At 50.4% G+C, this 21573-nt stretch carries 26 protein-coding genes and 1 tRNA gene; 13 read left to right on the top strand and 14 right to left on the bottom strand.

Going from position 1 to position 21573, the window contains the following annotated elements:
• Positions 1–69: 69 nt before the first annotated feature.
• Positions 70–154, bottom strand: a tRNA-Tyr gene (locus tag QWF21_RS13080).
• 109 nt (positions 155–263) lie between these two features.
• Between QWF21_RS13080 and QWF21_RS13075 the strand changes: the two genes are divergently transcribed.
• A complete protein-coding gene (locus QWF21_RS13075) occupies positions 264–731 on the top strand; it encodes a VC2046/SO_2500 family protein (RefSeq protein ID WP_330088498.1) in 468 nt (155 codons plus the stop codon).
• On the opposite strand, the gene QWF21_RS13070 is transcribed toward QWF21_RS13075, so the two are convergent.
• From QWF21_RS13070 to QWF21_RS13060, 3 genes are all read right to left on the bottom strand, one after another.
• Positions 716–1210, bottom strand: a complete 495-nt coding sequence (locus tag QWF21_RS13070; RefSeq protein ID WP_330088497.1) for a YchJ family protein — start codon at positions 1208–1210, stop codon at positions 716–718. The two genes, QWF21_RS13075 and QWF21_RS13070, sit on opposite strands and share 16 nt — an antisense overlap.
• Before the next feature lie 39 nt (positions 1211–1249).
• A complete protein-coding gene (locus QWF21_RS13065; RefSeq protein WP_330088496.1) occupies positions 1250–1663 on the bottom strand; it encodes a hypothetical protein in 414 nt (137 codons plus the stop codon).
• A 76-nt stretch (positions 1664–1739) separates the two neighbouring features.
• A complete protein-coding gene (locus QWF21_RS13060) occupies positions 1740–2234 on the bottom strand; it encodes an SEL1-like repeat protein (RefSeq protein ID WP_330088495.1) in 495 nt (164 codons plus the stop codon).
• Positions 2235–2469: 235 nt separating this feature from the next.
• Between QWF21_RS13060 and QWF21_RS13055 the strand changes: the two genes are divergently transcribed.
• Entirely contained in the window at positions 2470–3174 is a 705-nt protein-coding gene (locus tag QWF21_RS13055; RefSeq protein ID WP_330088494.1) for a DUF3581 family protein, read from the top strand.
• 7 nt (positions 3175–3181) lie between these two features.
• Here QWF21_RS13055 and wecA read toward each other — a convergent pair whose 3' ends face one another.
• On the bottom strand, positions 3182–4231 hold the full coding sequence (wecA, locus tag QWF21_RS13050; protein WP_330088493.1) for a UDP-N-acetylglucosamine--undecaprenyl-phosphate N-acetylglucosaminephosphotransferase: 1050 nt from the start codon (positions 4229–4231) through the stop codon (positions 3182–3184).
• Positions 4232–4351: 120 nt separating this feature from the next.
• Between wecA and QWF21_RS13045 the strand changes: the two genes are divergently transcribed.
• From QWF21_RS13045 to QWF21_RS13025, 5 genes are read left to right on the top strand one after another with little or no spacing between them, the layout of a single operon-like run.
• A complete protein-coding gene (locus QWF21_RS13045) occupies positions 4352–5401 on the top strand; it encodes a glycosyltransferase family 4 protein (protein ID WP_330088492.1) in 1050 nt (349 codons plus the stop codon).
• On the top strand, positions 5398–6123 hold the full coding sequence (locus QWF21_RS13040) for a WecB/TagA/CpsF family glycosyltransferase (RefSeq protein WP_330088491.1): 726 nt from the start codon (positions 5398–5400) through the stop codon (positions 6121–6123). Before QWF21_RS13045 ends, QWF21_RS13040 begins: the two co-directional genes overlap by 4 nt.
• A complete protein-coding gene (locus QWF21_RS13035) occupies positions 6120–7013 on the top strand; it encodes a glycosyltransferase (RefSeq protein ID WP_330088490.1) in 894 nt (297 codons plus the stop codon). Before QWF21_RS13040 ends, QWF21_RS13035 begins: the two co-directional genes overlap by 4 nt.
• Positions 7014–7038: 25 nt before the next feature.
• On the top strand, positions 7039–8262 hold the full coding sequence (locus QWF21_RS13030; RefSeq protein ID WP_330088489.1) for a hypothetical protein: 1224 nt from the start codon (positions 7039–7041) through the stop codon (positions 8260–8262).
• Entirely contained in the window at positions 8259–8984 is a 726-nt protein-coding gene (locus QWF21_RS13025; RefSeq protein WP_330088488.1) for a YdcF family protein, read from the top strand. The genes QWF21_RS13030 and QWF21_RS13025 overlap by 4 nt, the downstream gene beginning before the upstream one ends.
• 25 nt (positions 8985–9009) lie before the next feature.
• Here the strand turns inward: QWF21_RS13025 and fur are convergent, their stop codons facing one another.
• The gene (gene fur / locus QWF21_RS13020; protein WP_330088487.1) at positions 9010–9447 is read right to left on the bottom strand and encodes a ferric iron uptake transcriptional regulator; all 438 of its coding nucleotides are present in this window, start codon (positions 9445–9447) and stop codon (positions 9010–9012) included.
• A gap of 167 nt (positions 9448–9614) precedes the next feature.
• Here fur and QWF21_RS13015 point away from each other — a divergent pair, with 167 nt between their 5' ends.
• Positions 9615–10079, top strand: a complete 465-nt coding sequence (locus tag QWF21_RS13015; protein WP_330088486.1) for a DUF4442 domain-containing protein — start codon at positions 9615–9617, stop codon at positions 10077–10079.
• Positions 10080–10126: 47 nt separating this feature from the next.
• Here QWF21_RS13015 and QWF21_RS13010 read toward each other — a convergent pair whose 3' ends face one another.
• The 4 genes from QWF21_RS13010 to QWF21_RS12995 all read right to left on the bottom strand — a co-directional run bounded on the left by QWF21_RS13010 (position 10127) and on the right by QWF21_RS12995 (position 13388).
• Complete coding sequence (locus QWF21_RS13010) at positions 10127–10696, bottom strand: hypothetical protein (RefSeq protein WP_330088485.1); 570 nt, start codon at positions 10694–10696, stop codon at positions 10127–10129.
• Positions 10697–10709: 13 nt separating this feature from the next.
• The gene (locus tag QWF21_RS13005; protein WP_330088484.1) at positions 10710–12107 is read right to left on the bottom strand and encodes an alkaline phosphatase PhoX; all 1398 of its coding nucleotides are present in this window, start codon (positions 12105–12107) and stop codon (positions 10710–10712) included.
• A 107-nt stretch (positions 12108–12214) separates the two neighbouring features.
• On the bottom strand, positions 12215–13021 hold the full coding sequence (gene tatC / locus QWF21_RS13000; RefSeq protein WP_330088483.1) for a twin-arginine translocase subunit TatC: 807 nt from the start codon (positions 13019–13021) through the stop codon (positions 12215–12217).
• Entirely contained in the window at positions 13011–13388 is a 378-nt protein-coding gene (locus QWF21_RS12995; protein WP_330088482.1) for a Sec-independent protein translocase subunit TatA/TatB, read from the bottom strand. Before QWF21_RS12995 ends, tatC begins: the two co-directional genes overlap by 11 nt.
• Before the next feature lie 170 nt (positions 13389–13558).
• Between QWF21_RS12995 and tatA the strand changes: the two genes are divergently transcribed.
• The gene (tatA, locus tag QWF21_RS12990) at positions 13559–13777 is read left to right on the top strand and encodes a twin-arginine translocase TatA/TatE family subunit (RefSeq protein WP_330088570.1); all 219 of its coding nucleotides are present in this window, start codon (positions 13559–13561) and stop codon (positions 13775–13777) included.
• 33 nt (positions 13778–13810) lie between these two features.
• Here the strand turns inward: tatA and fldA are convergent, their stop codons facing one another.
• The 4 genes from fldA to QWF21_RS12970 form a co-directional block, all read right to left on the bottom strand.
• On the bottom strand, positions 13811–14341 hold the full coding sequence (gene fldA, locus QWF21_RS12985) for a flavodoxin FldA (RefSeq protein ID WP_330088481.1): 531 nt from the start codon (positions 14339–14341) through the stop codon (positions 13811–13813).
• Between the two features lie 13 nt (positions 14342–14354).
• The gene (ybfE, locus tag QWF21_RS12980; protein ID WP_330088480.1) at positions 14355–14627 is read right to left on the bottom strand and encodes a LexA regulated protein; all 273 of its coding nucleotides are present in this window, start codon (positions 14625–14627) and stop codon (positions 14355–14357) included.
• Positions 14627–14845 (bottom strand): DUF2788 domain-containing protein, encoded by a 219-nt coding sequence (locus QWF21_RS12975; protein ID WP_330088479.1) that lies wholly within the window; start codon positions 14843–14845, stop codon positions 14627–14629. The genes ybfE and QWF21_RS12975 overlap by 1 nt, the downstream gene beginning before the upstream one ends.
• Before the next feature lie 97 nt (positions 14846–14942).
• A complete protein-coding gene (locus QWF21_RS12970; protein WP_330088478.1) occupies positions 14943–15707 on the bottom strand; it encodes an alpha/beta fold hydrolase in 765 nt (254 codons plus the stop codon).
• Positions 15708–15871: 164 nt separating this feature from the next.
• On the opposite strand from QWF21_RS12970, the gene seqA reads away from it, so the two are divergent.
• From seqA to QWF21_RS12950, 4 genes are all read left to right on the top strand, one after another.
• On the top strand, positions 15872–16423 hold the full coding sequence (gene seqA, locus QWF21_RS12965) for a replication initiation negative regulator SeqA (protein WP_330088477.1): 552 nt from the start codon (positions 15872–15874) through the stop codon (positions 16421–16423).
• Between the two features lie 10 nt (positions 16424–16433).
• Complete coding sequence (pgm, locus tag QWF21_RS12960) at positions 16434–18083, top strand: phosphoglucomutase (alpha-D-glucose-1,6-bisphosphate-dependent) (RefSeq protein ID WP_330088476.1); 1650 nt, start codon at positions 16434–16436, stop codon at positions 18081–18083.
• A gap of 218 nt (positions 18084–18301) precedes the next feature.
• On the top strand, positions 18302–20788 hold the full coding sequence (locus tag QWF21_RS12955) for a glycogen/starch/alpha-glucan phosphorylase (RefSeq protein WP_330088475.1): 2487 nt from the start codon (positions 18302–18304) through the stop codon (positions 20786–20788).
• Positions 20789–21116: 328 nt separating this feature from the next.
• Positions 21117–21494 (top strand): hypothetical protein, encoded by a 378-nt coding sequence (locus QWF21_RS12950; protein ID WP_330088474.1) that lies wholly within the window; start codon positions 21117–21119, stop codon positions 21492–21494.
• Positions 21495–21573: the final 79 nt, after the last annotated feature.

Genomic DNA, 21573 nt, shown 5'->3' with positions numbered 1-21573 from the left:
TTTCATAAGCTAAGTGTCAGTAAAATAGGTAGGGATAGCAAGGAAAATGTATGCGTACTGCAGGAAAAGTGGTGGAGGGGGAAGGATTCGAACCTTCGAAGGCTGAGCCGGCAGATTTACAGTCTGATCCCTTTGACCACTCGGGAACCCCTCCACACAAGGCCTGCATCATACCAAAAAAAACGTTGATGTAAAGCCAAGCCCTTTATTTATTTGTTCGATTGCCGATAAAGCCAGCAAGAGCAAAAAATAGTGTGGTATGCATGCTGATCCATGAATGGCAGATTGGGCCGGAAATGAACCAGGCCCTGCAACGACAGCAACCAGCCGATTTTCGGTTGTGGCGATCGTTGTTGTCAGCTGCGGTTGAAGAACAAGCCGCTTTTGTTTTGCAACAGCCAGAGAAATCGTCGGAAAAGCCTTCTTTACGGCAAAGCTTTGGTTTGGGAAAGCCCAGAGTTTTTGCGCTGCAATCTGGTGATATAGCGCGTGTGGCCGCTTGCAACCATGCGCTGCAGCAGAGCTTTATTGCCTGTCGCTTGCAGCAAGCGCTTAGTCCATTGCCCTTAGTGCTACAGGATGATGCTAAAAAGCTGGATGCCCGGGTAGCCGATAACCTTGATTTGCACAGTCGGCGTCGACGCCGGCAGCAGAAAGAGGAACCGGTGGAGGTTGACGCTACGGCGCTTTATGAGTTGTTACATCACATCAAGCCTCAGGCTGCTGCCTGAGCCGATAACAGATGTGGTTGGCAGCTTTTAAACTTGCGGCCACTACCACAAGGACAGGGATCATTACGGCCAACTTTCTGAGCAGGCAATTCTGCAAGAGTGCCACTTTGATACAACCAACGGCCCTGTTGACGGCTAAAACGCGACAGCTCACGAAAACTATGCAATTGATTGCCTTGCAGGTACCAGACTTGAAAATGCACATGGCCTTCATCTTCAATAGATGCCATGGCCGGCAATGGTAAAATCTGCAGCCGGGTAAAATGTACCTGTGCAACAAACTCCCGCATCTGTTCGGGGGCTTGCTCTGCTTGCAGCTCGTGGCTGCAGGTTTGGTGCAGGTAAGTCAGGTGTTGCAGACAAAAAGCGCTGTAACGCGAGCGCATTAGCTGTTCACAGTTTTCTGGCTGCTGTTGGTTGGATAAATAGGGTTGGCAGCATGCACTAAAAGGCAAGCCGGAACCACAGTAACAATGCATCTGGCAGATTTCCGTGTAAAGGAGATGAAAGCTGATGCTTTAGTGGCACCAGCCTGTATTGCTTGAGAAGCAGTATACCCTACAGCCACAGCATGCGGCCAGCTTGGACAGTTCCTGGGATTGCTGCAGATCGGTTAATTCAGCAAAGTTAATGATGCAGCTGCAAGTTCCTGCCAGAATAGCTTTTTTCAAGGTGCCCGCCAGATCCTGAATTTGCTTGCGGTGTACCAGCAAGGTACGGTTTTGCTGCAAGGTTTCCATTTCTGCCAGCACTTTTAATGAGGCTCCCTCTGGCGCCAGGATCAGTGTCCAGCCGGTGCTATCTTGCTGTTGCTGCAACAAGTTGCTCAGATAACGGCTTTCATCTTGCGCCGCCAGGGGCGTGCAATAATGCAAGCCAGGTTGGTTGCTGGCAAATAGGTCGGTAGCATTATGGCTGTCTGCTGGGTTCATACAAGCTCCTAACTGTGATTATGTACAGTGTATGGATATACAGTAGTTCGCTATCGATGATAAATCAAGCACTTTTTTAAATCAAAGCGTGTTTTCTATCCTCAATACTTTCATAGCGCTCTGCCGCCAGCTCAGTAGCCTGTTGCAGTAACTCTGCCGGCAACTTCGATTGCAACGATTGCAGCAGTTGTGCGGCCGATGTGTCGCGTTGTTTCGCTGCCAGCAACAACCAGCTGTACGCATGTTTGGCCGAGGCAGGCAGCCCCAGGCCTTTCAAAAACATCAAACCAAAATAGTACTGCGCCTTGGCGTGGCCCAGCATGGCTGCCTGGCGGAATTTTTGCGCAGCAATAGCGTAATCTTTTTTGGCATAGGCCTTTAACGCATCGGTAAAAATGGTGGCGTTCAGTTCATTCAGGGCAGGTGCTTGCAGCAATTGCGGCAATAAGATGCCGCTGTCTTTCACCAGGGCATTCAGCAGTTGTTGATGTTCCAGCAATTTATCTTCCAGCTCTGCCAGAGTTAGTTTTTTCATGGCCGCTAAATGCTGGCGGCTGGTTTTAAACGTCATGATTTGCTCTCTTGTTGCAACAGCATAGGGGGACCAGCAAGCAGTTTTGCTCATGCTGCTTGATTGGTTCGCTGCACCAGGTTAAATAAAGCATAAAGCTTGCCAGCTTTTTGCGAAGAGTTAGGCGTTGACTTGCAGTTGATGCGTGAAGACAGAAAATAATAACTGGCTAGACCAATTTTAGTAAAAATTAGGGTAGAATCGACGGGTTTTGCATTAAACCAATGGAAGCATCATGTTTTTAACTCCTTATGTCAATCAGCAAGCCGGTGAGTTTAGTTTCAGTCGTCAGCAGGGCAGTGTCTTTGCCAAAAAAGTGGCCGGTGATTTTAATCCATTGCATGATGAGGATGCTAAGCGTTTTTGTGTGCCGGGTGATTTGATGTTTTCCTGGCTATTAAGCCAGTATGGCCTGAGTGAGCGCTTATGCTGTACTTTCTCTGGCATGGTGGCGGCTGACGTCTGGTTGCATTTTGAGCAAGAAGGTGCAGACATTCGTATTTGCGACCGGGATGGCAAAGTTTACCTGTCATTGACGCAGCAGGGGGCAGTCAGTAAGGATTTACCACTGATTGAGACCATTGCTACCGATTATGTGCAGTTTTCCGGGAAAAATTTTCCCCACATTTTGCATCCTCTGATGCAGCAACAGGCGGTTATGATTCATCCGCAGCGGCCAATGGTGATATATGAAAGCATGACGCTGGAGTTAACAGCATTGCCAGCTACTTTGCCTGAGCTGCAGTTAGCCGATGCCAGTCTGGAGGTAGCCGGTAAACGAGGCAGTGCGATGCTGGATTTCGCCCTGACTTGTCAGGGCGAAACTCTGGGGAAAGGCCGCAAGCGCATGATTTTGAGTAACTTATCGCCTTACGATGCGCCCAGTATGGAAGCAATGATCGCAGAGTACAACCGGCGCAAGGCGGCATTTTCTGCCTGAGCCTTGCTTAGTTGCGTCGACGGCGCAGCGTTGAGACGATGCGCCAAACATGCGATAACAGATAGTAATAGCCGGCACCAACGGCCAGAAACAGCAGCAACACGAGAAGCTCAGGCAACAGCAAATATTCGGCCAGGGCACCAATACTTACACCGACACCGGCCAGGCCGATGATAAACAGCAGAGCATGGCGCGGTGCCAAACCCAGCCGCAGAGAAATATGGTGTAAGTGCTCCCGGTCGGCTTGAAAGGGGGATTGGCCTTTGCGTATGCGCCGAATCATGATCACCGTCATATCCAGTAACGGGATTGCGATGATCCACAAGGCGGTAACCGGGCGAAAACTGCTTTCTGCGCTCTGGCTGCCTTGCAGTAGCAACCATATCACGGTCAGGCCAATCAGCATGCTGCCGGCATCGCCTAAGAACACTTTACGTAAACCAAAGCACTGCAAATTAGCTGCCAGATAAGGCAGTAAAGCAGCCATCATCAAAATGGGCAACAGAGCGGTATCCTGTTGGCCCCACATCAGCATAAAGAAGGTCAGAGCCAGCATAGTTAGTAAGCTCAGGCTGCCAGCCAGTCCATCAATGCCATCGGTCATGTTAAATGCATTGATGGCTGCTATCACGGCGATGATGGTCAGAGGCGGTCCAAGCCAGCCAAGCTCAATTGGGCCCAGAGCAAAAAGATTCCCAAGATGGGCCAGGTGCAAATCCAGCAACCACATCATAGCGATGGCAACCAGGCTTTGTATGACTAACCGTATAGCAACCGACAGATCCAAAGCATCATCTAAGGCTCCCAACACAACGATGACCAGAGCACAGCTAATAAAAGCCCAATGCTCAAAAGCGGTACTATCTGCAATGAGCAGGCCGGCACTTACGCCAACAAAGACTGACAAACCACCAATCAGCGGGATCTTTCCCTGGTGTTGTTTGCGACCTTTGGGGATATCCAGTAAGCCCAGGCGATGTGCCAGAGGCCGTAATACTGTCAAGGCGCCTATTGTCAGCAGAGCGCAAGCCACTACTGGCCAAAACAACGAATACATAACCATCCTTTTTTGTTAAGCTGGGCAACAAGTTAGTGCCCGTTCTGAATTCAGCTTACAGTCAGGCAGCTTGCACTAACCTGAACAGAGGCTAAAAAAACTGAAACTTGAGATAGATTGATGCAAATTTTGCTGATAAGCAATATGGGGCCAAAAGCCTCTGCCCCTGTGCAGGGGCAGTTCATCGAACAGCAACGTCAGGCATTGCCTGAACCAACCGCTTATCATTGGATGCGCTGGCACAGCGATAGCGCCCTAAATCGGTTGTTGAAATACCCGGTATGGTTGCTGGATTTTTTGCTTCGTTTTGTTTGCAGTCGCAAGCGATATAATATTTTGCATGTGCATTTTTATTACCCAACCATTTGGCTGGCAATTCTGTACAAATGGCTGCGTAATCGTTCAGCCCGTATTATTGTGACTTGCCACGGCAGTGATATTTATCAGTATCAACCAGCTGGATTTTGGTATCGCTGTTGTGCAGGCTGGGTCGATCAGTGGATTTTCACCAGTCCGGCTTTGCAGCAGTCTTTTTTTACCAGGCCGGCCCAAAGCCGGGTATTGTCAGCCGGGATCGCAGCGCACTTTGCCGATTGTGAACCTTTGCCTTTAGCCCAAAAGGATATTGATCTGCTGTTTGTTGGTACCTTGAATGATAACAAAGGTTTGGATCGGCTGCAGCTGCTCTTACCAAAGTTGCAAGATAAAAACATTTGCATTATTGGGCAGGGGCCTGCTGCTCCCCAGGTCCGGCAATGGTTGACGCACTATGCCAACCTGAGTTGGTTTCCCAGCCAGACACCGGAGCAACTGAAAGTCTGGTATCAACGCTCGAAACTCCTGCTGAGTTTGTCCCGCCAGGAGTCTTTTGGCCTGGTGATGGCGGAAGCTTTGGCCTGCTATACCCCGGTGCTTGCAACCGATACAGATGGTGCCAGGGCGCAGTTGCAGCCGGATTTTGGCTGGATTGTAGATCAACGGCAGTCGGAAGATGAACTGATGAAACAGCTACTGGCGCAATTGCAGCTATGCTGGCAACTGCCGGAGCTGGATTACCAACGAATGCAGCAGGCTGGTCGGAACTATGCCGTCAGTCAGCTGTTGCCTGTGATTGCGACTGAATTAATGGCGCTTTATCAATCCCTTTGCAACCAACAAGGCCAGTTATGACCAAAGGCACAGAAACAGTACAAATAGGACCAGTCCAGGTGGGTGCTTTTTTGCATCAACAACAGTTATTGGAAACCATTATTGCTGCCGATGGCAAGGTGTTTGCCGGTGCGGCTATCGCCATTAACCCCGAAAAAGTAATGGCTGCACGCGAAGATCCTGGAGTGGCAAAGATGCTGAGCAAGGCCGAGCTGCGTTATGCTGATGGCATTGGCGTGGTTGCACTCATGCGTCGGCGTTTAAAGCAGCCTGTGCAGCGTATTCCTGGGTGTGAGCTATGGCAAAACCTGATGCTGCGCTGTGCCGAGTACCAGGTTCCGGTGTATCTGGTTGGAGCCAAAGCTGAGGTGCTGGCACAAACCAAAGCCAGGCTAGAGCAACAAGGGGTGCCTGTGGTCGGTGCAACCGACGGTTACTTTAAGGATGAACAGCAACTGCTTACCGCTATTCTTCACAGTGGTGCCAAAGTGGTACCCGTGGCGATGGGATCGCCACGGCAGGAGTTGTTGATAGAGCGCTTGCGTCAGCAGTTGCCGGACTGCTTTTTTATGGGGGTTGGCGGCAGCTTTGATGTGTTTACCGGCTCCGTCAAGCGGGCACCTGCCATCTGGTGTCGTTTGCATCTGGAGTGGGCATACCGTTTGTTAAGCCAGCCCAGCCGCATCGGTCGCCAGGGGCGTTTAGTGCATTATCTTTGGTTGGCAATACGAGGTAAATTATGAGCCAGCACTTACCGTTGATTAGTGTTTATATGCCAACACATAACCGCAAGCAGATGGCGGTGACAGCGATTGACTCTGTGCTGGCGCAAGATTATCCGCACTTTGAGCTGATTGTGGTCGATGATGGCTCTACCGATGACAGCTGGTCGTTTTTACAGCAACGCTATGGTCAGAATCCCAAAATTCGTTTGTTACGACACGAACAAAGCCAGGGTGCTTGTGCCGCCCGCAACACGGCGATTGCAGCAGCGCAGGGCGATTTTGTTACCGGGCTGGATGATGACGATGTGTTTTATCCGGATCGCCTGTCGAGCCTGATGGCAGCCTTTCAACCGGGTGACTCTATGGTTTGCTCTGGCTATCTGTGGCATTACGGCATGACCACAAAGCGTCGCTTTGACAGCGATGCTATCATTGCTCTGGATGAATTGCTGGATTTGCACACCTTGTCCAATCAAGCGTTGGTGCCAACTGAATCGATGCGAGCTCTGGGTGGTTTTGATACCAGCCTTGCTGCTTTTCAGGATTACGATATGTGGGTGCGGGTGGTTGCACGTTTTGGTCCGGCCCGGCGCATTGGCCATATTAGCTATCAGGTCAATGCCGGCCACGAAGCCGGGCGTATCACCGGTTCACCGAAGCGGCTGCAGGCACACGATGACTTTGTTGCCAAGCACCGTGCTTTAATGTCTGGGCGTAACCTGCAGAACCAGGCATTTTATCGCTACAGCATGCAACAATTACCAATGACATTCAGTCAGTTATGGCGCAGCCGCCGTTATGGCCTGACAAGGCTGAAACTGCGTTATTATCTGAAACAAAAGTTTAGCTGGCTAAGTCAGCTGCGGTTAAAACTGATGCAAAAAGGCTGGCGGGGATTCTTTGGTTAAACAGATCAGTGACACAGCCAGGTCTTTGAACGCGGTCTTTTTGTTGGCAGCGCTTAGTTTGCTGCTGGATATGTTGCAAGGGGTTGCGCAGAGTCTGGGGCTTGCCCTGCTGCCATTGGCGCAAGGCTATAAAGCGTTTTTGCTGGCTGCGATGCTATGGCTACTGCGTGCCAGCGATGGCCGCACACTCTTGCTGATGGCGGCTCTGGTGGTAGGATTTTTGCTGGGCCCGCTGTTCACGCAGTGGCGTTTGCAGCCGCCGCTTGGTTTTACCAGGGAACTGACATTGGTGGTGAAGCTGTTGGCCCCATGGCTTGCTTTGCTGGCCTTTTATCGTTTGACTTGCTGGCAACCCGCGTTAGCGCTTCGTACCCTGCATCACTTGATGCATGGTTTTAGCCTGGTGCTATTGTTGAATTTTATGTTGGGTTTCGCGGGCTTTGGCTATGCTGCTTACAGCCCGATGGAACAGATAGAGCTTGGTTCGCTTGGCAGCAGTGGTTTCTTTATTTCGGCCAATGAGTTGTCGGCATTGTTGCTGATACTCACTGCCTTTCAATTGCATCTGCACTGGTCGAAAGGATTGATGCCTTATGGCACTATCCTGCTGCTGGCACTTTTTTGTGCAGTGCAATTGCTGACGAAAACCGCTTTGCTGGGGGTGTTGCTGCTGGCGGCTTTGATCCCTTTGCTGCACCAGACAGCAGAGCGGCGGCGGCGTTATGCGATAGGGATAGGTATAGGAGGCTTATTACTGCTTGGCAGCAGCCCATTGTGGCTGAGCCCCGTGTTGCAGCAATTAGGTTTGCATCAGAAATTGCTCTGGGTTTGGCAGGAGAAAGGCCTGCTGGGTCTTCTGCTGTCATCACGTGAGCTGTATATGCAACAAAACCTGCAAGTAGTGGCCGAGCACTTTCCTCCCTGGCATTGGTTGTTGGGAGTGGGGCAGGCAGGCATTGCCCTCTATCAGAAAAAATATTTTGCCGAGTCGGACTTTTTTGATTTGCCACTGTTTTTTGGCGGACTGGCTTTGGTGTATGCACTTTGCTGGTTTGCTGCGTTGCTTTGGTTCAGTTGGCAGGCCAGGGCCCAGGTTACAGGCCGTGTTTTAATAGTGCTCAATGCCTTGTTATTTTTGCTGGCTGCTTTAGCCGGCCATGTGCTGACTTCTGGTATGCTTTGGTTACCCTGGGGATGTTGGTGTGGCTGGCTGATAGCACAACAGCCCTTGAAAAGGACAGCATCATGACCGATTTTATTCAGTTGGCTTTGTACCCACACAACCTTTTTTTGTATTCCTTGCTGCTGGCTGCCGTTTGCTACCGGAAAAAAGGGCTCTGGTTGCTGTGGCTGCTATTCTATCTGCTTGGCAATAGCTTTGTGGCCAATCAGGTACGGCATTGGCAATTGCAACAACTGGATAACAGCAGGGTACTTGTCGGGGAGCCGACTCTGGTTGTGCTGGGCTGTGGCGGCTCGGCTGACGTTTTACCGGCTTGTGCCCGCAACCGGCTGGATCATTTGCTGCAACGGACAGCCACGGACAGCCATGCGGTGGTGATTACAACCCGTCATTGCCAGCCTTATACCCGCTATCTGCAGCAGCAGGGCTATGCCGGCGCTATCGACTGTTTTGATGGTGGAGACAACACCTATCAGGAGTTTTATCGACTGGCGGCCCGTTTTGATCAGCAGCAACCCTTGCTATTTGTCAGCAGTGATCATCATGGCTGGCGGGTACAGCGTTTGATCCAGTTGCATCAATTCAATGCGGGCTTCTCTGCAGCCAGCACCAGTACCTACCGCCCTTTACCCTGTCGCTGGCACTGCTGGCTAACGGTGAATTTAAGCAACTATGATTTTTTTGCCAAGCTAAGCGGTGAGTGGTTTAGCTACGCCAGTTACCGGTTAACCCGTGGCTGGCAAAGCTGGCAACCGGAAGCAGATACAAAAAAGGCCTCAACGCAGTGAGGCCTTGTGGTAATCGTACTGCACTTTAGTTGTCGGTATTGTGTGGACAGCTGTTCTTTTTCTCGCATTCACCGTACAAATACAAGCTGTGGTTGGTGAGTTTGAGGCCATTCTTGCTGGCAATTTCCAGTTGTTTGCGCTCAATAGTGTCGTCTTCAAACTCAATCACCCGCCCACAGTTCAGGCACACTAAGTGATCATGATGGCTGTTGCCGGTCAGTTCAAATACCGACTTGCCGCCCTCAAAGTGATGGCGGGTTAGGATACCGGCATCATCAAATTGGTTCAGTACCCGATACACAGTAGCAAGGCCGATGTCTTCACCAGATTCCAATAACAGTTTGTACACATCTTCGGCACTGATATGCTGATTGTTGGGATCTTGCAAGATCTCCAGAATTTTCACCCGGGGCAGAGTGACCTTAAGGCCCGCTTTACGAAGTTCGGTATTATTATCAGTCATAAGATGCTTTCGGTAGCCAACAATTGATCTGATTATAAAGCCAATGCAGCTTTTATCAAATGCTAATTCGGCCATCTGCTTAGCAGGTAAGCAAGCAGTCTTAGGCTTGCGCTGTTTTCCGGCTCAGGTAGAATAGCGTAATCAGGTCTTACCAGTTGGGGTGATGGATGAATTGGGCGATGAAGCCAGGGTTGATGAAGTGGGTGCTGAACCTGTGGCCGCCATTTTTCTTCAGTGGTATCAAGGTGGAGACCATCAGGGACGATTTCTGTTATGCGCAAGTACGACTTAAATCACGGCCCTGGACCAAGAACATTAACCGCAGCCAGTTTGGTGGTTCAATGTTTGCGATGACCGATCCGATATACCCGTTAATGATTATGGGGGCGTTAGGTGCAGATTATTATGTCTGGGATAAAAAAGCCGATATCGACTTTATTGCGCCTGGCAGGGGGCCTTTAACGGCAGAGTTCTGGCTTTCCGATCAGGTGTTACGCGATATCAAAGCGGCGACCGACGATGGTGACAAACATTTTCCGGAGTTTTTGGTGCACATTAAAGATCAAAGCGGAGCTATTGTTTGTGAAGTAAACCGTACTGTGTATGTACGCAAAAAGCGTGCTGCTCGTTAGGCTGGAAATGCGAGGGTGCCATTGTTGGCACCTTCGCAATGTGAGTGTCAACGGCGGCGGATACAGCCAAACAACAACAAACTGCTAAGCAACAACGCCAGTGAAGCAGGCTCTGCAACTGCCGTAGCCGATGTTTGTACCACATTCAGCACATAGTTGTATTCAGTCCCAAAACCAAAGCCAGACTTGCCCCCGGCAATCAAAGTATAAAACCCCGTATTATCCAGCAGTATGTCACTGACCCAGTGATCGGCCATAAAAGTGCTGGTTCCACCAATGTAAAGGGCATTGCCGGTATTGCCTGTGTTGTTGAACAAACCCAGCAACAGATCCTGCGAACTGACTTCACCAAAATAAATACTGAAACCACCGGCAAAATCCAAACCGGTAAGCATGTCTACACTGAGTATATCGCCAGCTTTGGCTTCAAACCCCCACAAGTTTACCTGCTGGCTGAACGAGTTCAAACCAAATAGCGGTGGATTTACCCAGCTGCTGGCACTCGATATTGTGCCTTGATAGCTGCCTGAGCCATTCAGCTCACCAAAATAATGCATAGGCAGAGCGTTTAGCTGGAATGACAGTAAGAAGGTACACACAACTAGAAAATATTTCATGACGAAGCTCCTTTTACAAAATACCATCGTTCCATGGACCAGTAATAGCGAAGGTGATGCCTGGGGTCTGGATATTGACAAACATCCAACGATCGTGAAAGCAAACACCAGCCATCTCGGAGCTACGGTAATTGCCCGGGTTCATACGGCTAGCTACACCCGGGTAAATGCTGTCTACTGCGGCAATGTCTGATGCACTTAATACCGTATTGTTGCGGGCGAACTCGAATACGTTACCGCTTGGTGTCAGCCCCATCAGACGTTGCAGTGAACCGCTGCGGTCTTCACAAATGATAATGCCACCACGTGGGCTAACCGCAAGGTTATCAGGGGATACCGGATGTGTCAGTTCATTGGTTGTTTGGAATACCATGGTGAGGCTGTTTCGGCGCGGATCAAAAGCAAAGATCTGACCACGTCCAATAGCGCCACCGCTGGTGGAGTCAAAGTAAATCAAGCCGGTGTCGTACCAGGCGCCTTCCAAGCGGGCAAAACGGGCCGCTCCTTTGGCAAATCCCTGAGTATAATTTCGCGGATTGATGGACTCAGGCTCATCGATCACCACCCATTCAGCTTGCCAACTGGTGCCATTTGGATAGTTTGCACGCAAGTCGGCATTGTAAATATCAGATACCTTCAGCATTTCCAGTATGCCTCCGGCGGCCAGATTGCCATAGACAAAAGGCCTGTAACGGTAGAAACCGGATGACGATCCTGCATCTTCGGTCATGTATACATAGCCGGTAACAGGATCGGTTGCTGTAGCTTCATGGGCACGACGACCCATGGCTTTGAGTGGCACCGGTTTGGCCAGACCAAAACCAGGCACCTCAAAGATCCAGCCATGTGGTATGCCGTTGATGGTGGTTGTGGTTTCTTCGCAGGTCAGCCAGGTTCCCCATGGCGTTAAACCACCAGCGCAATTGGTTGAGGTGCCACTGATGCTCATATACGAGCCCAGCCAGCGGCCTGCAATAGGATCAAACAACAAGTTGCTGGTACCACCCGGTGCCGATGGGTTGTACACCGCAGGTGAAGGAACTGCAGTACCAGAGCCTCTTACTTCATGATTACGCACCAGTGATATGCTGTTGCCCTGGCTCATCACAACTGCCATGCCGTCATGCAGGCCTGGTGTCGGAGTGCGATCCAGCATAGTCTGGCCTTGCCAGCCATAAGATAAGTAGCGAAAGCCAGCTGGCAGCTGCAGCAGTGGCAGGCCGGTGACTTCGTCGTCAACCGGGGCTAGCGGGCCATAATCTTTACTAAAGGTTGCGCCATTACCACTGGCAAGGGCACCGAAAGAGATAGCGGCAGCGCCAAGAGCACTGCCTTTGACAAAGTCACGGCGGTTTAAGATAGGCTGAGCAGCAGCATGCTCGGCATTTACGATCATCGTCTGGTTGTCCATTGCTTACTCCGTTGTTTGTTGTTGTGATTGTGCGAAGGCTCAGCTGCACAGTCGATAAAGTAAGCAGAGTGAATGACAATGATATGATGCGGGCATGAATGTTTCATTTAGCTGGTATGGCTATTGTGTGACGTCGAGGTTTTCCGCTGCAAACTCTCTTGCCTGCGCTGCTCCAGTCGAATCAGTACAATGGATAACTCATATAGCAAGAGCACTGGCGTACCCAGGGCGATTTGTGAGATCAAGTCTGGTGGCGTGATAATAGCGGCCACCGCAAAGGTTGCAACAACGGCATAGCGGCGGTTTTCAGCCAGACTTTTGGCGCTGACAATACCGGTTTTTGCCAGCAGGAATAACAGGATTGGCAGCTCAAAACTAATGCCAAAGGCTAATACCAGTCGCATCACCAGACTGAGGTACTCACTTACTCTGGCTTCCAGCTGTACGGCTATGCGTTGCTCGGTGGCAGGTGTTTCGAAGCTGAGGAAAAACTCCCAGGCGAGCGGAAATACCAGGTAATACGCCAGAGCAGCCCCGGCCAGAAATAACACAGGTGTGCTAAGAAGCAGCATAAGCATGGAAAGGCGTTCATGCTGATACAGGGCAGGAGCAAGAAAACGCCATAATTGCAGTAGTGCCAGCGGTAAGGTGCAAAGGGTTGCTGCAAAGAGTGCGACTTTTAATTGAGTGATGAAGGCTTCATGCAGACCGGTAAAAATCATTCGGCGGTCGTTGAGATCATCAAAGCTATTGACCAAAGGTTGCAGCAGGAAATTGTAGATGTGCTCGGATACCAGGTAGCAACCAATAAAGGTGAGCACGAACAACCCCAGGCAAAGCAGCAACCGGCTGCGTAGCTCAAGTAAGTGGCTAAGCAAGGGGGCGCGGGATAAATCCAATGCATCATTTTTCATGGTCACCCCGCGGCTTAGTGTTTTGTGCAAGTTGTTGCTTAATATCAGCCATGGCTTGTTGATACTGCTGTTCAACACGCTGATTCTCTGCTGGATCGCGACTGGGCTCGGGGCGCTCCATTGCCTGGCGAATATGCTCGGGCAATAAATCGTAATAGCTGGGTTGTTTGGTTGGATCTTCTCCTTTTGCCAGCTCCATTTCCGTTTCCAGCCGGTGCAACTTACGTTGCAAATCCAGATAAAGTCGTCGTCCTTTACCCCAGATGTGGCCCAGCCCACGCGCCAGTCTGGGCAAATCTTTTGGTCCTACCACAATCAAAGCCAAGATTGCCAGAAACACCAGTTCCATCCAACTGAGGTCAAACATAACGGTCTCAAAGTAAGTATTGATGCACAGAAACTAACAAAGCAATGTGACTTTTCTGTGTCAGTAACGCGGTGGCATGCCTGCTTTTTTAAGGACGTTTGTTGAATGACATTTTCCCGTCACAATGTTGCGCCATGCTGATGGCTGCATATCAACGGGAGGAGGTCGTGATGGCGCTTAGTTTCTGGCAACTGTTACTGGTGGTGGTCTTATTTTTGCTGCTGTTTGGTCGTGGGAAAATACCGCAATTGATGTCCGATTTGGCAACGGGCATTAAAAGCTTTAAAAAAGGTCTGCAGGATGGAGAAGGGGCTTTGCATGAGGAGGCTGAGCAAAAAGAGGCCACGTCGTTGTCTGCCGCCAAGCGGGAAGAAAAGCCTCTAAAATGAGGGTATGGCTGGCACACCCTCTTTATTTTGTGATTACAAGCCTTCCAGCTCTTTTAAGCACATTTCGTCGTACACCTGTTTGCACCAGGTTTTGACGCGTTGTTCAGTGAGCTCGGGCTGACGGTCTTCATCAATGCCCAGACCCACAAAATGAGAGTCGTCTGCTAAGGCTTTTGACGCTACAAAATCGTACCCTTCGGTTGGCCACAAGCCAACGATGATGGCGCCTTTTGGCTCAATAATGTCTCGCAAAGTGCCCATGGCATCCAAGAAGTACTCGGCATAATCTTCCTGATCGCCACAGCCAAAAATGGCCACCAGTTTGTCAGTGAAGTCGATAGCTTCCAGTTCAGGGAAGAAGTCATCCCAGTCGCATTGCGCTTCGCCGTAGTACCAGGTTGGAATACCCAGCAATAACAAATCAAAGTTGGCGATGTCTTCTTTGCTGCTTTTGGCAATATCCCGCACTTCGACCAATTGCTTACCCAGCTCTTTCTGGATCATTTTGGCGATGTGCTCCGTGTTGCCGGTATCACTGCCGAAAAAAATACCTACAGTTGCCATTGAACGATGCCTTTTACTTAATTAAAATCGTGGTTAAAACCTGCTCCAGATAAGCGCTTCGGGTAAGTTGCGCTTTATCTGCTGCTACAGAGAGCTGCTGATACAACTCGTCCGGTACTTTAAACTCAATACGCTTCAAGCCTTTTTCCCGATCGCGTTTCACCTGATTGCGTTTGTTAAACTTTAACTGTTCCTGCCGTGGCAGCAGGTTGGTTCTGGGGCGACCGGGGCGCTTTTCCTGCGCGAATAAATCCGGCGTGGTGCGGTCAGTACTGCTTTTGGCCATCAACCCAGCCCTTGTGTTTCGTAAATAAACTGAATAATGCCTTTGGCGATAAAGCCGGCGCAACCGGTAAAAAGGACGATCCAAACAAAAACGCGGCCGAACATCGGCACTTGCCCACGTTTTAACACATCCTGAATGGCCATGCCGATAAAGAAAAACAACACGGCCAGACCAACCCAGAGTGCCAAAGATTCGTACAACTCAATATCGTAACCCATAATGTGCACACAGCCAGAAAAAAACCGCCGCACTATAGCATAAAATGCCTAGTCTTTTCTTGTTTTATCACAAATTCATGGCATAAAAAACGAGCTTTCAGTTTGCCTGGCCGTGTAAAAAATCCAACACGATTTTATGGAAGGCAGCTGGCTTTTCTGCATGCAGCCAATGGCCTGCACCATGGATGATTTTTGCTTTGGCCTGCGGAAACAGGGCTTGTATTGCGCCCTGGTGCTCTGGCAGGATGTAATCGGAGTTGGCACCTTTTATAAAAAGCACCGGGCCGGTGTAGGGCTCTCCTTTAGGAGCGGCTTGCACTTCGTGATAGCGTTTCGCTATGACGGCCAGGTTGCAGCGCCAGCTAAATTGTTCGCCTGTTTTAAGTAAGTTTTTCAGCAGAAACTGCCGTACTCCTGGCTCAGCAATGGAGCGCGCCAACTGCTTATCTGCATCCTGCCGTGTCTGCAGCTTGGCAAGCTCAACAGCCTGCATGGCTTCGATAATCTGGTTGTGCCGGGCTTCGTAGGCGACCGGAGCAATATCGGCCACCAGCAAAGCTTTAACCCGCTGTGGTGCTATTAGCGCCAGTTGCATGGCGGTTTTGCCGCCCATGGAGTGGCCAAGCAGATAAAAGCTGTCGGCATCGTCTGGCAGGCTGTCCAGTACCGCCTGCGCCATCTGGCGGTAGTTCATGGCATCTGTGTGGGGCGAGCGGCCATGGTTTGGTAAATCCATGCTCAGCACCGTGAAATCAGACTCTGCGGCGCGGGCAATGCCAGCCAAATTGTCCTGGCTGCCAAAAAGACCATGCAACAGCACCAGATAAGGGCCACTACCGCGCTGCTCTGTGAAAAGTTTCATGACCATCCTGTAACTTTTATGCCCGGATTATTGGGCTGGTTCATTTTCTGGTATATGGTAGCAGAAACGAGCAAGCAGTCGATACAGGCTGGTATCTGCCAGGGTGGCTTTATATAATGCTGCCAGACCGAACATACCGATAGTTTCCGCAACAGGCGTAATGCATGAAAACCATTGAAATAGATGAAGAGTTGTACCAGTACATTGCCAGTCAAACCCAGCAAATCGGGGAAAGTGCTTCCCAGATCCTGCGCCGCTTGCTGTTAGGCTCCGCTGAGGCGGCTGTGCCTGCGGTGGAGGCGGAGGCACCGGTACCGACTACAAGGAAAACGGATAAAACCGAGAAAAAGCCGGCGACCGGCGTAAGCCAGGAGAGCACTGGTTCGGTATTTGATCGTATCAACCGCCAGGACTTGCAGGCCGAGTCGAGCATTGTTGGCCGATTTCTGCTGATTTTATCGGCCTTAGCTAAAACCCATCCGAAACAATTTGCCAAGGTGTTGGAAATTAAAGGCCGCGACAGGCAGTATTTTGGTCGCAGTGACAGTGAACTGTTGCAGTCGGGCAGCAGCACCAACCCCAAAGCCATTCCAGATAGTGACTTTTGGGTGATCAGCAACTCCAATACCACCCGGAAAAAAATGATGTTAACCGAAGCGGCGCTCAAGCTGGGTTACAGTGAAACGGAAGCAGAACAAATTCGCGATTTATTATAAGGAAAGTGCCATGTCAGTTCACCCGAAGGCCGGCCAGGTAGCCAGCAAGGACCAGTTGATCAATGTGTGCCAATTGATCAGTAGCTATTATGAACTTAAGCCCGATGCTGCCAATCCGCTGCAGCAAGTGAGCTTTGGAACCTCAGGCCATCGTGGTAGTGCATTAGCCCATGCGTTTAATGAACCGCATTTACTGGCTATCAGTCAGGCGGTTGCCGAGTATCGCCAGCAGGCAGGGATTACTGGCCCGCTCTTTGTAGGCAAAGACACACACGCTTTATCGGAGCCAGCCTTTGCCTCTGTGCTGCAGGTGCTGATTGCCAATGGGGTGCAGGTACGCATTCAGCAAGGGCAAGGTTTTACTCCAACGCCGGTGATATCGCACGCGATTATTTGCTACAACAAAACGCATTCAGAGCAAGCCGATGGCCTGGTCATCACCCCATCGCATAATCCACCGCAAGATGGTGGCATCAAATACAATCCTCCGCACGGTGGCCCAGCCGATAGCGATGTGACGGACATTATTCAGCGCCGCGCCAATCAGTTGATGGCGGCCAATCTTCATGGTGTGAAACGTATCCCCTTGGAACAGGCACTGGCATCACCTTTGTGTCAAGCCATCGATTACATTGAGCCCTATGTGGAGGATTTGCACCAGGTGGTGGATATGGCAGCCATTGCCAAAGCTGGTATCCGCATTGCGGTCGATCCTTTGGGCGGCTCAGGTATTGATTACTGGCCGGTCATTGCCAGGCGGTATGGGTTGGATTTAACGGTGGTCAATGAGAAGGTCGATCCGGCCTTTGGTTTTATGCCACTGGATAAAGATGGCGTGATCCGCATGGACTGCTCATCGGCCTATGCGATGAGCCAGCTCATTCAATTGAAAGATCAATACGATATTGCCATTGGCAATGATCCGGATTTTGACCGCCATGGCATCGTCACCCGCAGTGGCGGCCTGATGAATCCGAATCACTACCTGGCAGTTGCTATTAATTATCTGCTTAGCAACAGACCCGACTGGCCGGCCGGGCTTCTCATCGGTAAAACACTGGTATCCAGTGCATTGATTGATCGGGTCGTGGCAGCACGTGGCCGCAGCTTGTATGAGGTGCCGGTTGGTTTTAAGTGGTTTGTGGACGGGCTGGCCTCTGGCACCGTTGCTTTTGGTGGAGAGGAAAGCGCTGGTGCCAGCTTCCTGCGCTTTGATGGCTCAGCCTGGAGTACCGACAAAGATGGCTTTATTTTGGGGCTGCTTGCAGCCGAAATGTTGGCCAAGACCGGTGTTGATCCTTACCTGCAATATCAGGCATTGACCAAAGAGTTGGGTAATCCACTGTATCGGCGGTTGGATGCCGCCGCCAGCCCGGCGCAAAAGCAAGCGTTGAAACAACTGGATGCGAGCAGTGTTACGCAAACTGAACTGGCCGGTGATGCAATTTTGGCAGTCATGACCAAAGCCCCTGGCAATCAGGCAGGGATCGGTGGGGTGAAAGTCGTCACTAAAAATGGCTGGTTCGCAGCCCGACCATCAGGTACCGAAAATACCTACAAAATTTATTTGGAGAGCTTTGTCGATGCCAAACATATGGCCCGGTTGGAAGCTGATGCCCAAGCCTTCGTCGAGGCCGTGTTTGCCACTATTAAGGAGTAAAAGCGCTAAATAGTGTAATATTCTTACGATAATTTATTGTCAATGCCACTGCAAACGTATTCCTGCCTTGTTTTTTGTAATCTTTTTACATTTAATAGCAGGAAATCTTTCACTTGTCTGAGCTTGGCGACAAGCTAAGCTTAGCAAGACCCCGGCAGAATGCATTTATCTGCCGGAGTAGTGCACGACCGGTGAGCTTCTAACCAACAGGATTGGCAATGACTAACAAAACTACCTCCAACAAACCGACTACGGCAGCGCAGCCGCTAACTGCTGAACAACTAAAAGAGCGTATCGTCCGTCATCTGCATGCGACCCTGGGCACAGACTTAAACAAAGCCAGCCCGCAAGCCTGGTGGCGGGCAACCTGTGCGGCTGTCAATGAGTCCGTGTTTGATGGTTTGCGCACTACCCAGCGCGAGCACTACGAACAAGACACCAGGGCGGTGCATTATTTCAGCCTGGAATATTTGATGGGCCGCTTGTTCAGCAACAATCTGCATAACCTTGGATTGTATCAGTCAGCCAAGCAGGCGCTGGCCGAACTTGGCCATGATATTACTGAGCTGGAAGAGCAAGAAGAAGATATGGCACTTGGCAATGGAGGCCTGGGCCGCCTGGCTGCATGCTTTATTGATTCGTTGGCGACCATGAATCTGCCGGCCGTGGGCTATGGCATTCATTATGAGCATGGCCTGTTTCAGCAGGAATTTCAGGCTGGACGACAAATTGAGCGGCCAGACAGCTGGCGCGAATACGGCAATCCATGGGAGATCTGCCGGCCAGAGTCGGTGCAGGAAGTTTCGGTGTACGGCTATGTTGAAACTGTATACGACTTGCAAGGGCGGATGAAAAAAGTCTGGCACCCTGGCCGCATTATCAAAGGTGTTCCCTGGGATATCCCGGTGGTTGGTTACCACGGTAGCTCGGTCAACGTATTGCGTTTGTGGGAAAGCCGGGCCAGTGACTTCTTTAACTGGGACGTGTTCAACTCGGGCGGTTATGTCGATGCATCGCGCGAGAACATCGAAGCGGAAACCATTTCCAAAGTGCTGTATCCGAACGATGAAACCGAAGCAGGCAAAGAGTTACGACTGATCCAACAGTATTTCTTTTGCTCCTGTTCACTAAAAGACATGATCCGCCGCTACAAACGAGCTCACGGCGATGATTGGAGCCAGTTTCCGCAGCAGGTGGTGATCCAGCTGAACGATACTCACCCGGCAGTGGCGATACCGGAATTGATGCGTATTTTGGTGGATCGCGCTGATATGGTGTGGGACGAAGCCTGGGCTATCTGCCAGCAGGTGTTTGCTTACACCAACCATACCCTGTTACCGGAGGCGCTGGAAAGCTGGTCGGTACGGATGTTTGAAAAAGTACTGCCACGCCATTTGGAAATTATCTACGAAATCAACCGCCGTTTTCTGCTGGAGCAGGTGGATGTACGCTGGCCGGGTGATAACGACAAAAAGCGCAAACTCTCGATCATCGAAGAAGGCCATGAGCCGATGGTGCGGATGGGGCATTTGTCGGTGGTTGGCTCCTTCCGGGTCAATGGGGTAGCCGAAGTGCATTCCAAACTGGTGCAGTCTGATCTGTTTCCGGAAATGGTCGCTCTGTGGCCGGACAAGTTCACCAATGTCACCAATGGCGTAACACCACGGCGCTGGCTTAAAGCTTGCAACCCGCGGTTGTCATCCATGCTGGATCGACTGGTTGGCACCGAATGGCCAACGGATCTTAAGCGACTGTCCAAGTTGGCTGCCTATGCCGATGATGTGAAAGTGCAGGATGATTTCATGGCCATCAAGCAGCAAAATAAGGCCGATTTGGCCAAAGTTATCAATGAGCTGACCGGAGTTGCAGTGGATCCGGCGGCTATCTTTGATATTCAGATCAAACGGCTGCATGAGTACAAGCGTCAGCATCTGAATCTGTTGCATATTCTGGCGTTGTACCGCCGTATTTTGCAAAACCCGGATTACGACATGGTACCACGGGTCTTTATCTTTGGTGCCAAGGCTGCGCCGGGCTACAAACTGGCGAAAGAGATCATCTATGCCATCAATAAGGTGGCAGAGAAAATCAACCATGACAAACGGGTGAAAGATCGCATCAAAGTAGTCTTTATGCCAAATTACCGCGTGACTCTGGCTGAGAAAATGATCCCTGCGGCCGATGTGTCGGAGCAAATCTCCACTGCCGGTAAGGAAGCTTCCGGTACCGGCAATATGAAGCTGGCACTCAACGGCGCCATTACGGTAGGCACTTTAGATGGTGCCAACATTGAGATTGCCGAGGAGGTCGGAGCGGACAACATTGCTATCTTTGGCTTAACCGTGGATGAAGTCAAAGACCTGCATCGCAGTGGTTACCACAGCCGTGATTACTACCACAACAACCCTGAAATCAAAGCAGTGCTGGACTGGTTAGAAACCGATTACTTCACGCCAGGCAAGCCGGGGGAGCTTTCCGCTATTAAACACAGCTTGCTGGAGGGGGGCGATCCCTATCTGGTGCTAGCCGACTTTGAAGCCTACCAGGCTGCACAGCAGCAAATTGATGGCTGGTATCGTGACAAAGCAGGCTGGGCGAAAAAAGCCATTATGAATACCGCCTGTGTTGGCAAGTTTACCTCGGACCGCTCCATTCAGGATTATGTCGACCGGGTATGGCAATTAAAGCCATGTCACGTCGACTAAAGCCAACCGCTTTCTTTTCGAGCTGAAACAAACAAAGTCCCGGACACCACGCCGGGACTTTTTTGTAAAAGCGTAGAAGATGGTTTTAGACCTTAACAAATCTATATTTGCTAGTTTCGAGTTGCCCCAATAACCCATAGTTTTATTTCTGGTACTTTGTAGTAACATTGATGAATGCAGGAAATTCCTTGATTTACATTTTATTGTGAGGGTAGACTCGCATCTTTCAGGATTCTGGACTTAGTGTATCTACAGTCTATGCATACACAAGTCTGATAACCACCACCAGGCATACTCCGGTTGTTGCCCGCCAGTATGGATATAGCATATGAAAACCATAGATCTTCCCGCTTCGATTAACGACCAGATCCAGGATGTAATGATGGATGTGTTTGATACGCTTCGTGCCAGTCAGAGCCCAGAGTTCAATAAGGACGATTTTCTATCAACGAAACAGCATTATTTGGATGCTATCAGGCTATTACATACTACAAATTATCTGTCTGAAGGTAACAACCCATTGCTTGTAGCGGCCTTGAAAAAAGAGGTTGAGACGCAGGTAACTGATCCATTAGAGCGCTTGGCTTATAGCTTGATATTGCAGAAGCACAACCTGGAACAAGCAACTTCACAGGAAAATTGCAATGCCACATTTGCGATTTTTGTTCCTGTCATCCTTGGATTTATGAATGATGTTGCAGCCTGATGAGTGAACTTAGGCTGTCAGTTTTTCTCATCACTATTGCTCCCGGGGCTCTGGCCAGTTTTTTATCGTGATGGCGATA

The sequence above is a fragment of the Alkalimonas mucilaginosa genome (assembly GCF_036327005.1).
Classification (GTDB): Bacteria; Pseudomonadota; Gammaproteobacteria; order Enterobacterales; family Alteromonadaceae; genus Alkalimonas; species Alkalimonas mucilaginosa.
The sequence above is the reverse complement of the archived record's forward strand: the minus strand, read 5'-3'. Positions and strand labels throughout refer to the sequence as shown.

Bases quoted from the DNA above. Each gene is read 5' to 3' on its own strand.
- QWF21_RS13075 (WP_330088498.1), top strand. From the start codon at position 264: ATGCTGATCCATGAATGGCAGATTGGGCCGGAAATGAACCAGGCCCTG.
- QWF21_RS13070 (WP_330088497.1), bottom strand. From the start codon at position 1,210: ATGCATTGTTACTGTGGTTCCGGCTTGCCTTTTAGTGCATGCTGCCAA.
- QWF21_RS13065 (WP_330088496.1), bottom strand. From the start codon at position 1,663: ATGAACCCAGCAGACAGCCATAATGCTACCGACCTATTTGCCAGCAAC.
- QWF21_RS13060 (WP_330088495.1), bottom strand. From the start codon at position 2,234: ATGACGTTTAAAACCAGCCGCCAGCATTTAGCGGCCATGAAAAAACTA.
- QWF21_RS13055 (WP_330088494.1), top strand. From the start codon at position 2,470: ATGTTTTTAACTCCTTATGTCAATCAGCAAGCCGGTGAGTTTAGTTTC.
- wecA (WP_330088493.1), bottom strand. From the start codon at position 4,231: ATGTATTCGTTGTTTTGGCCAGTAGTGGCTTGCGCTCTGCTGACAATA.
- QWF21_RS13045 (WP_330088492.1), top strand. From the start codon at position 4,352: ATGCAAATTTTGCTGATAAGCAATATGGGGCCAAAAGCCTCTGCCCCT.
- QWF21_RS13040 (WP_330088491.1), top strand. From the start codon at position 5,398: ATGACCAAAGGCACAGAAACAGTACAAATAGGACCAGTCCAGGTGGGT.
- QWF21_RS13035 (WP_330088490.1), top strand. From the start codon at position 6,120: ATGAGCCAGCACTTACCGTTGATTAGTGTTTATATGCCAACACATAAC.
- QWF21_RS13025 (WP_330088488.1), top strand. From the start codon at position 8,259: ATGACCGATTTTATTCAGTTGGCTTTGTACCCACACAACCTTTTTTTG.
- fur (WP_330088487.1), bottom strand. From the start codon at position 9,447: ATGACTGATAATAATACCGAACTTCGTAAAGCGGGCCTTAAGGTCACT.
- QWF21_RS13015 (WP_330088486.1), top strand. From the start codon at position 9,615: ATGAATTGGGCGATGAAGCCAGGGTTGATGAAGTGGGTGCTGAACCTG.
- QWF21_RS13010 (WP_330088485.1), bottom strand. From the start codon at position 10,696: ATGAAATATTTTCTAGTTGTGTGTACCTTCTTACTGTCATTCCAGCTA.
- QWF21_RS13005 (WP_330088484.1), bottom strand. From the start codon at position 12,107: ATGGACAACCAGACGATGATCGTAAATGCCGAGCATGCTGCTGCTCAG.
- tatC (WP_330088483.1), bottom strand. From the start codon at position 13,021: ATGAAAAATGATGCATTGGATTTATCCCGCGCCCCCTTGCTTAGCCAC.
- QWF21_RS12995 (WP_330088482.1), bottom strand. From the start codon at position 13,388: ATGTTTGACCTCAGTTGGATGGAACTGGTGTTTCTGGCAATCTTGGCT.
- tatA (WP_330088570.1), top strand. From the start codon at position 13,559: ATGGCGCTTAGTTTCTGGCAACTGTTACTGGTGGTGGTCTTATTTTTG.
- fldA (WP_330088481.1), bottom strand. From the start codon at position 14,341: ATGGCAACTGTAGGTATTTTTTTCGGCAGTGATACCGGCAACACGGAG.
- ybfE (WP_330088480.1), bottom strand. From the start codon at position 14,627: ATGGCCAAAAGCAGTACTGACCGCACCACGCCGGATTTATTCGCGCAG.
- QWF21_RS12975 (WP_330088479.1), bottom strand. From the start codon at position 14,845: ATGGGTTACGATATTGAGTTGTACGAATCTTTGGCACTCTGGGTTGGT.
- QWF21_RS12970 (WP_330088478.1), bottom strand. From the start codon at position 15,707: ATGAAACTTTTCACAGAGCAGCGCGGTAGTGGCCCTTATCTGGTGCTG.
- seqA (WP_330088477.1), top strand. From the start codon at position 15,872: ATGAAAACCATTGAAATAGATGAAGAGTTGTACCAGTACATTGCCAGT.
- pgm (WP_330088476.1), top strand. From the start codon at position 16,434: ATGTCAGTTCACCCGAAGGCCGGCCAGGTAGCCAGCAAGGACCAGTTG.
- QWF21_RS12955 (WP_330088475.1), top strand. From the start codon at position 18,302: ATGACTAACAAAACTACCTCCAACAAACCGACTACGGCAGCGCAGCCG.
- QWF21_RS12950 (WP_330088474.1), top strand. From the start codon at position 21,117: ATGAAAACCATAGATCTTCCCGCTTCGATTAACGACCAGATCCAGGAT.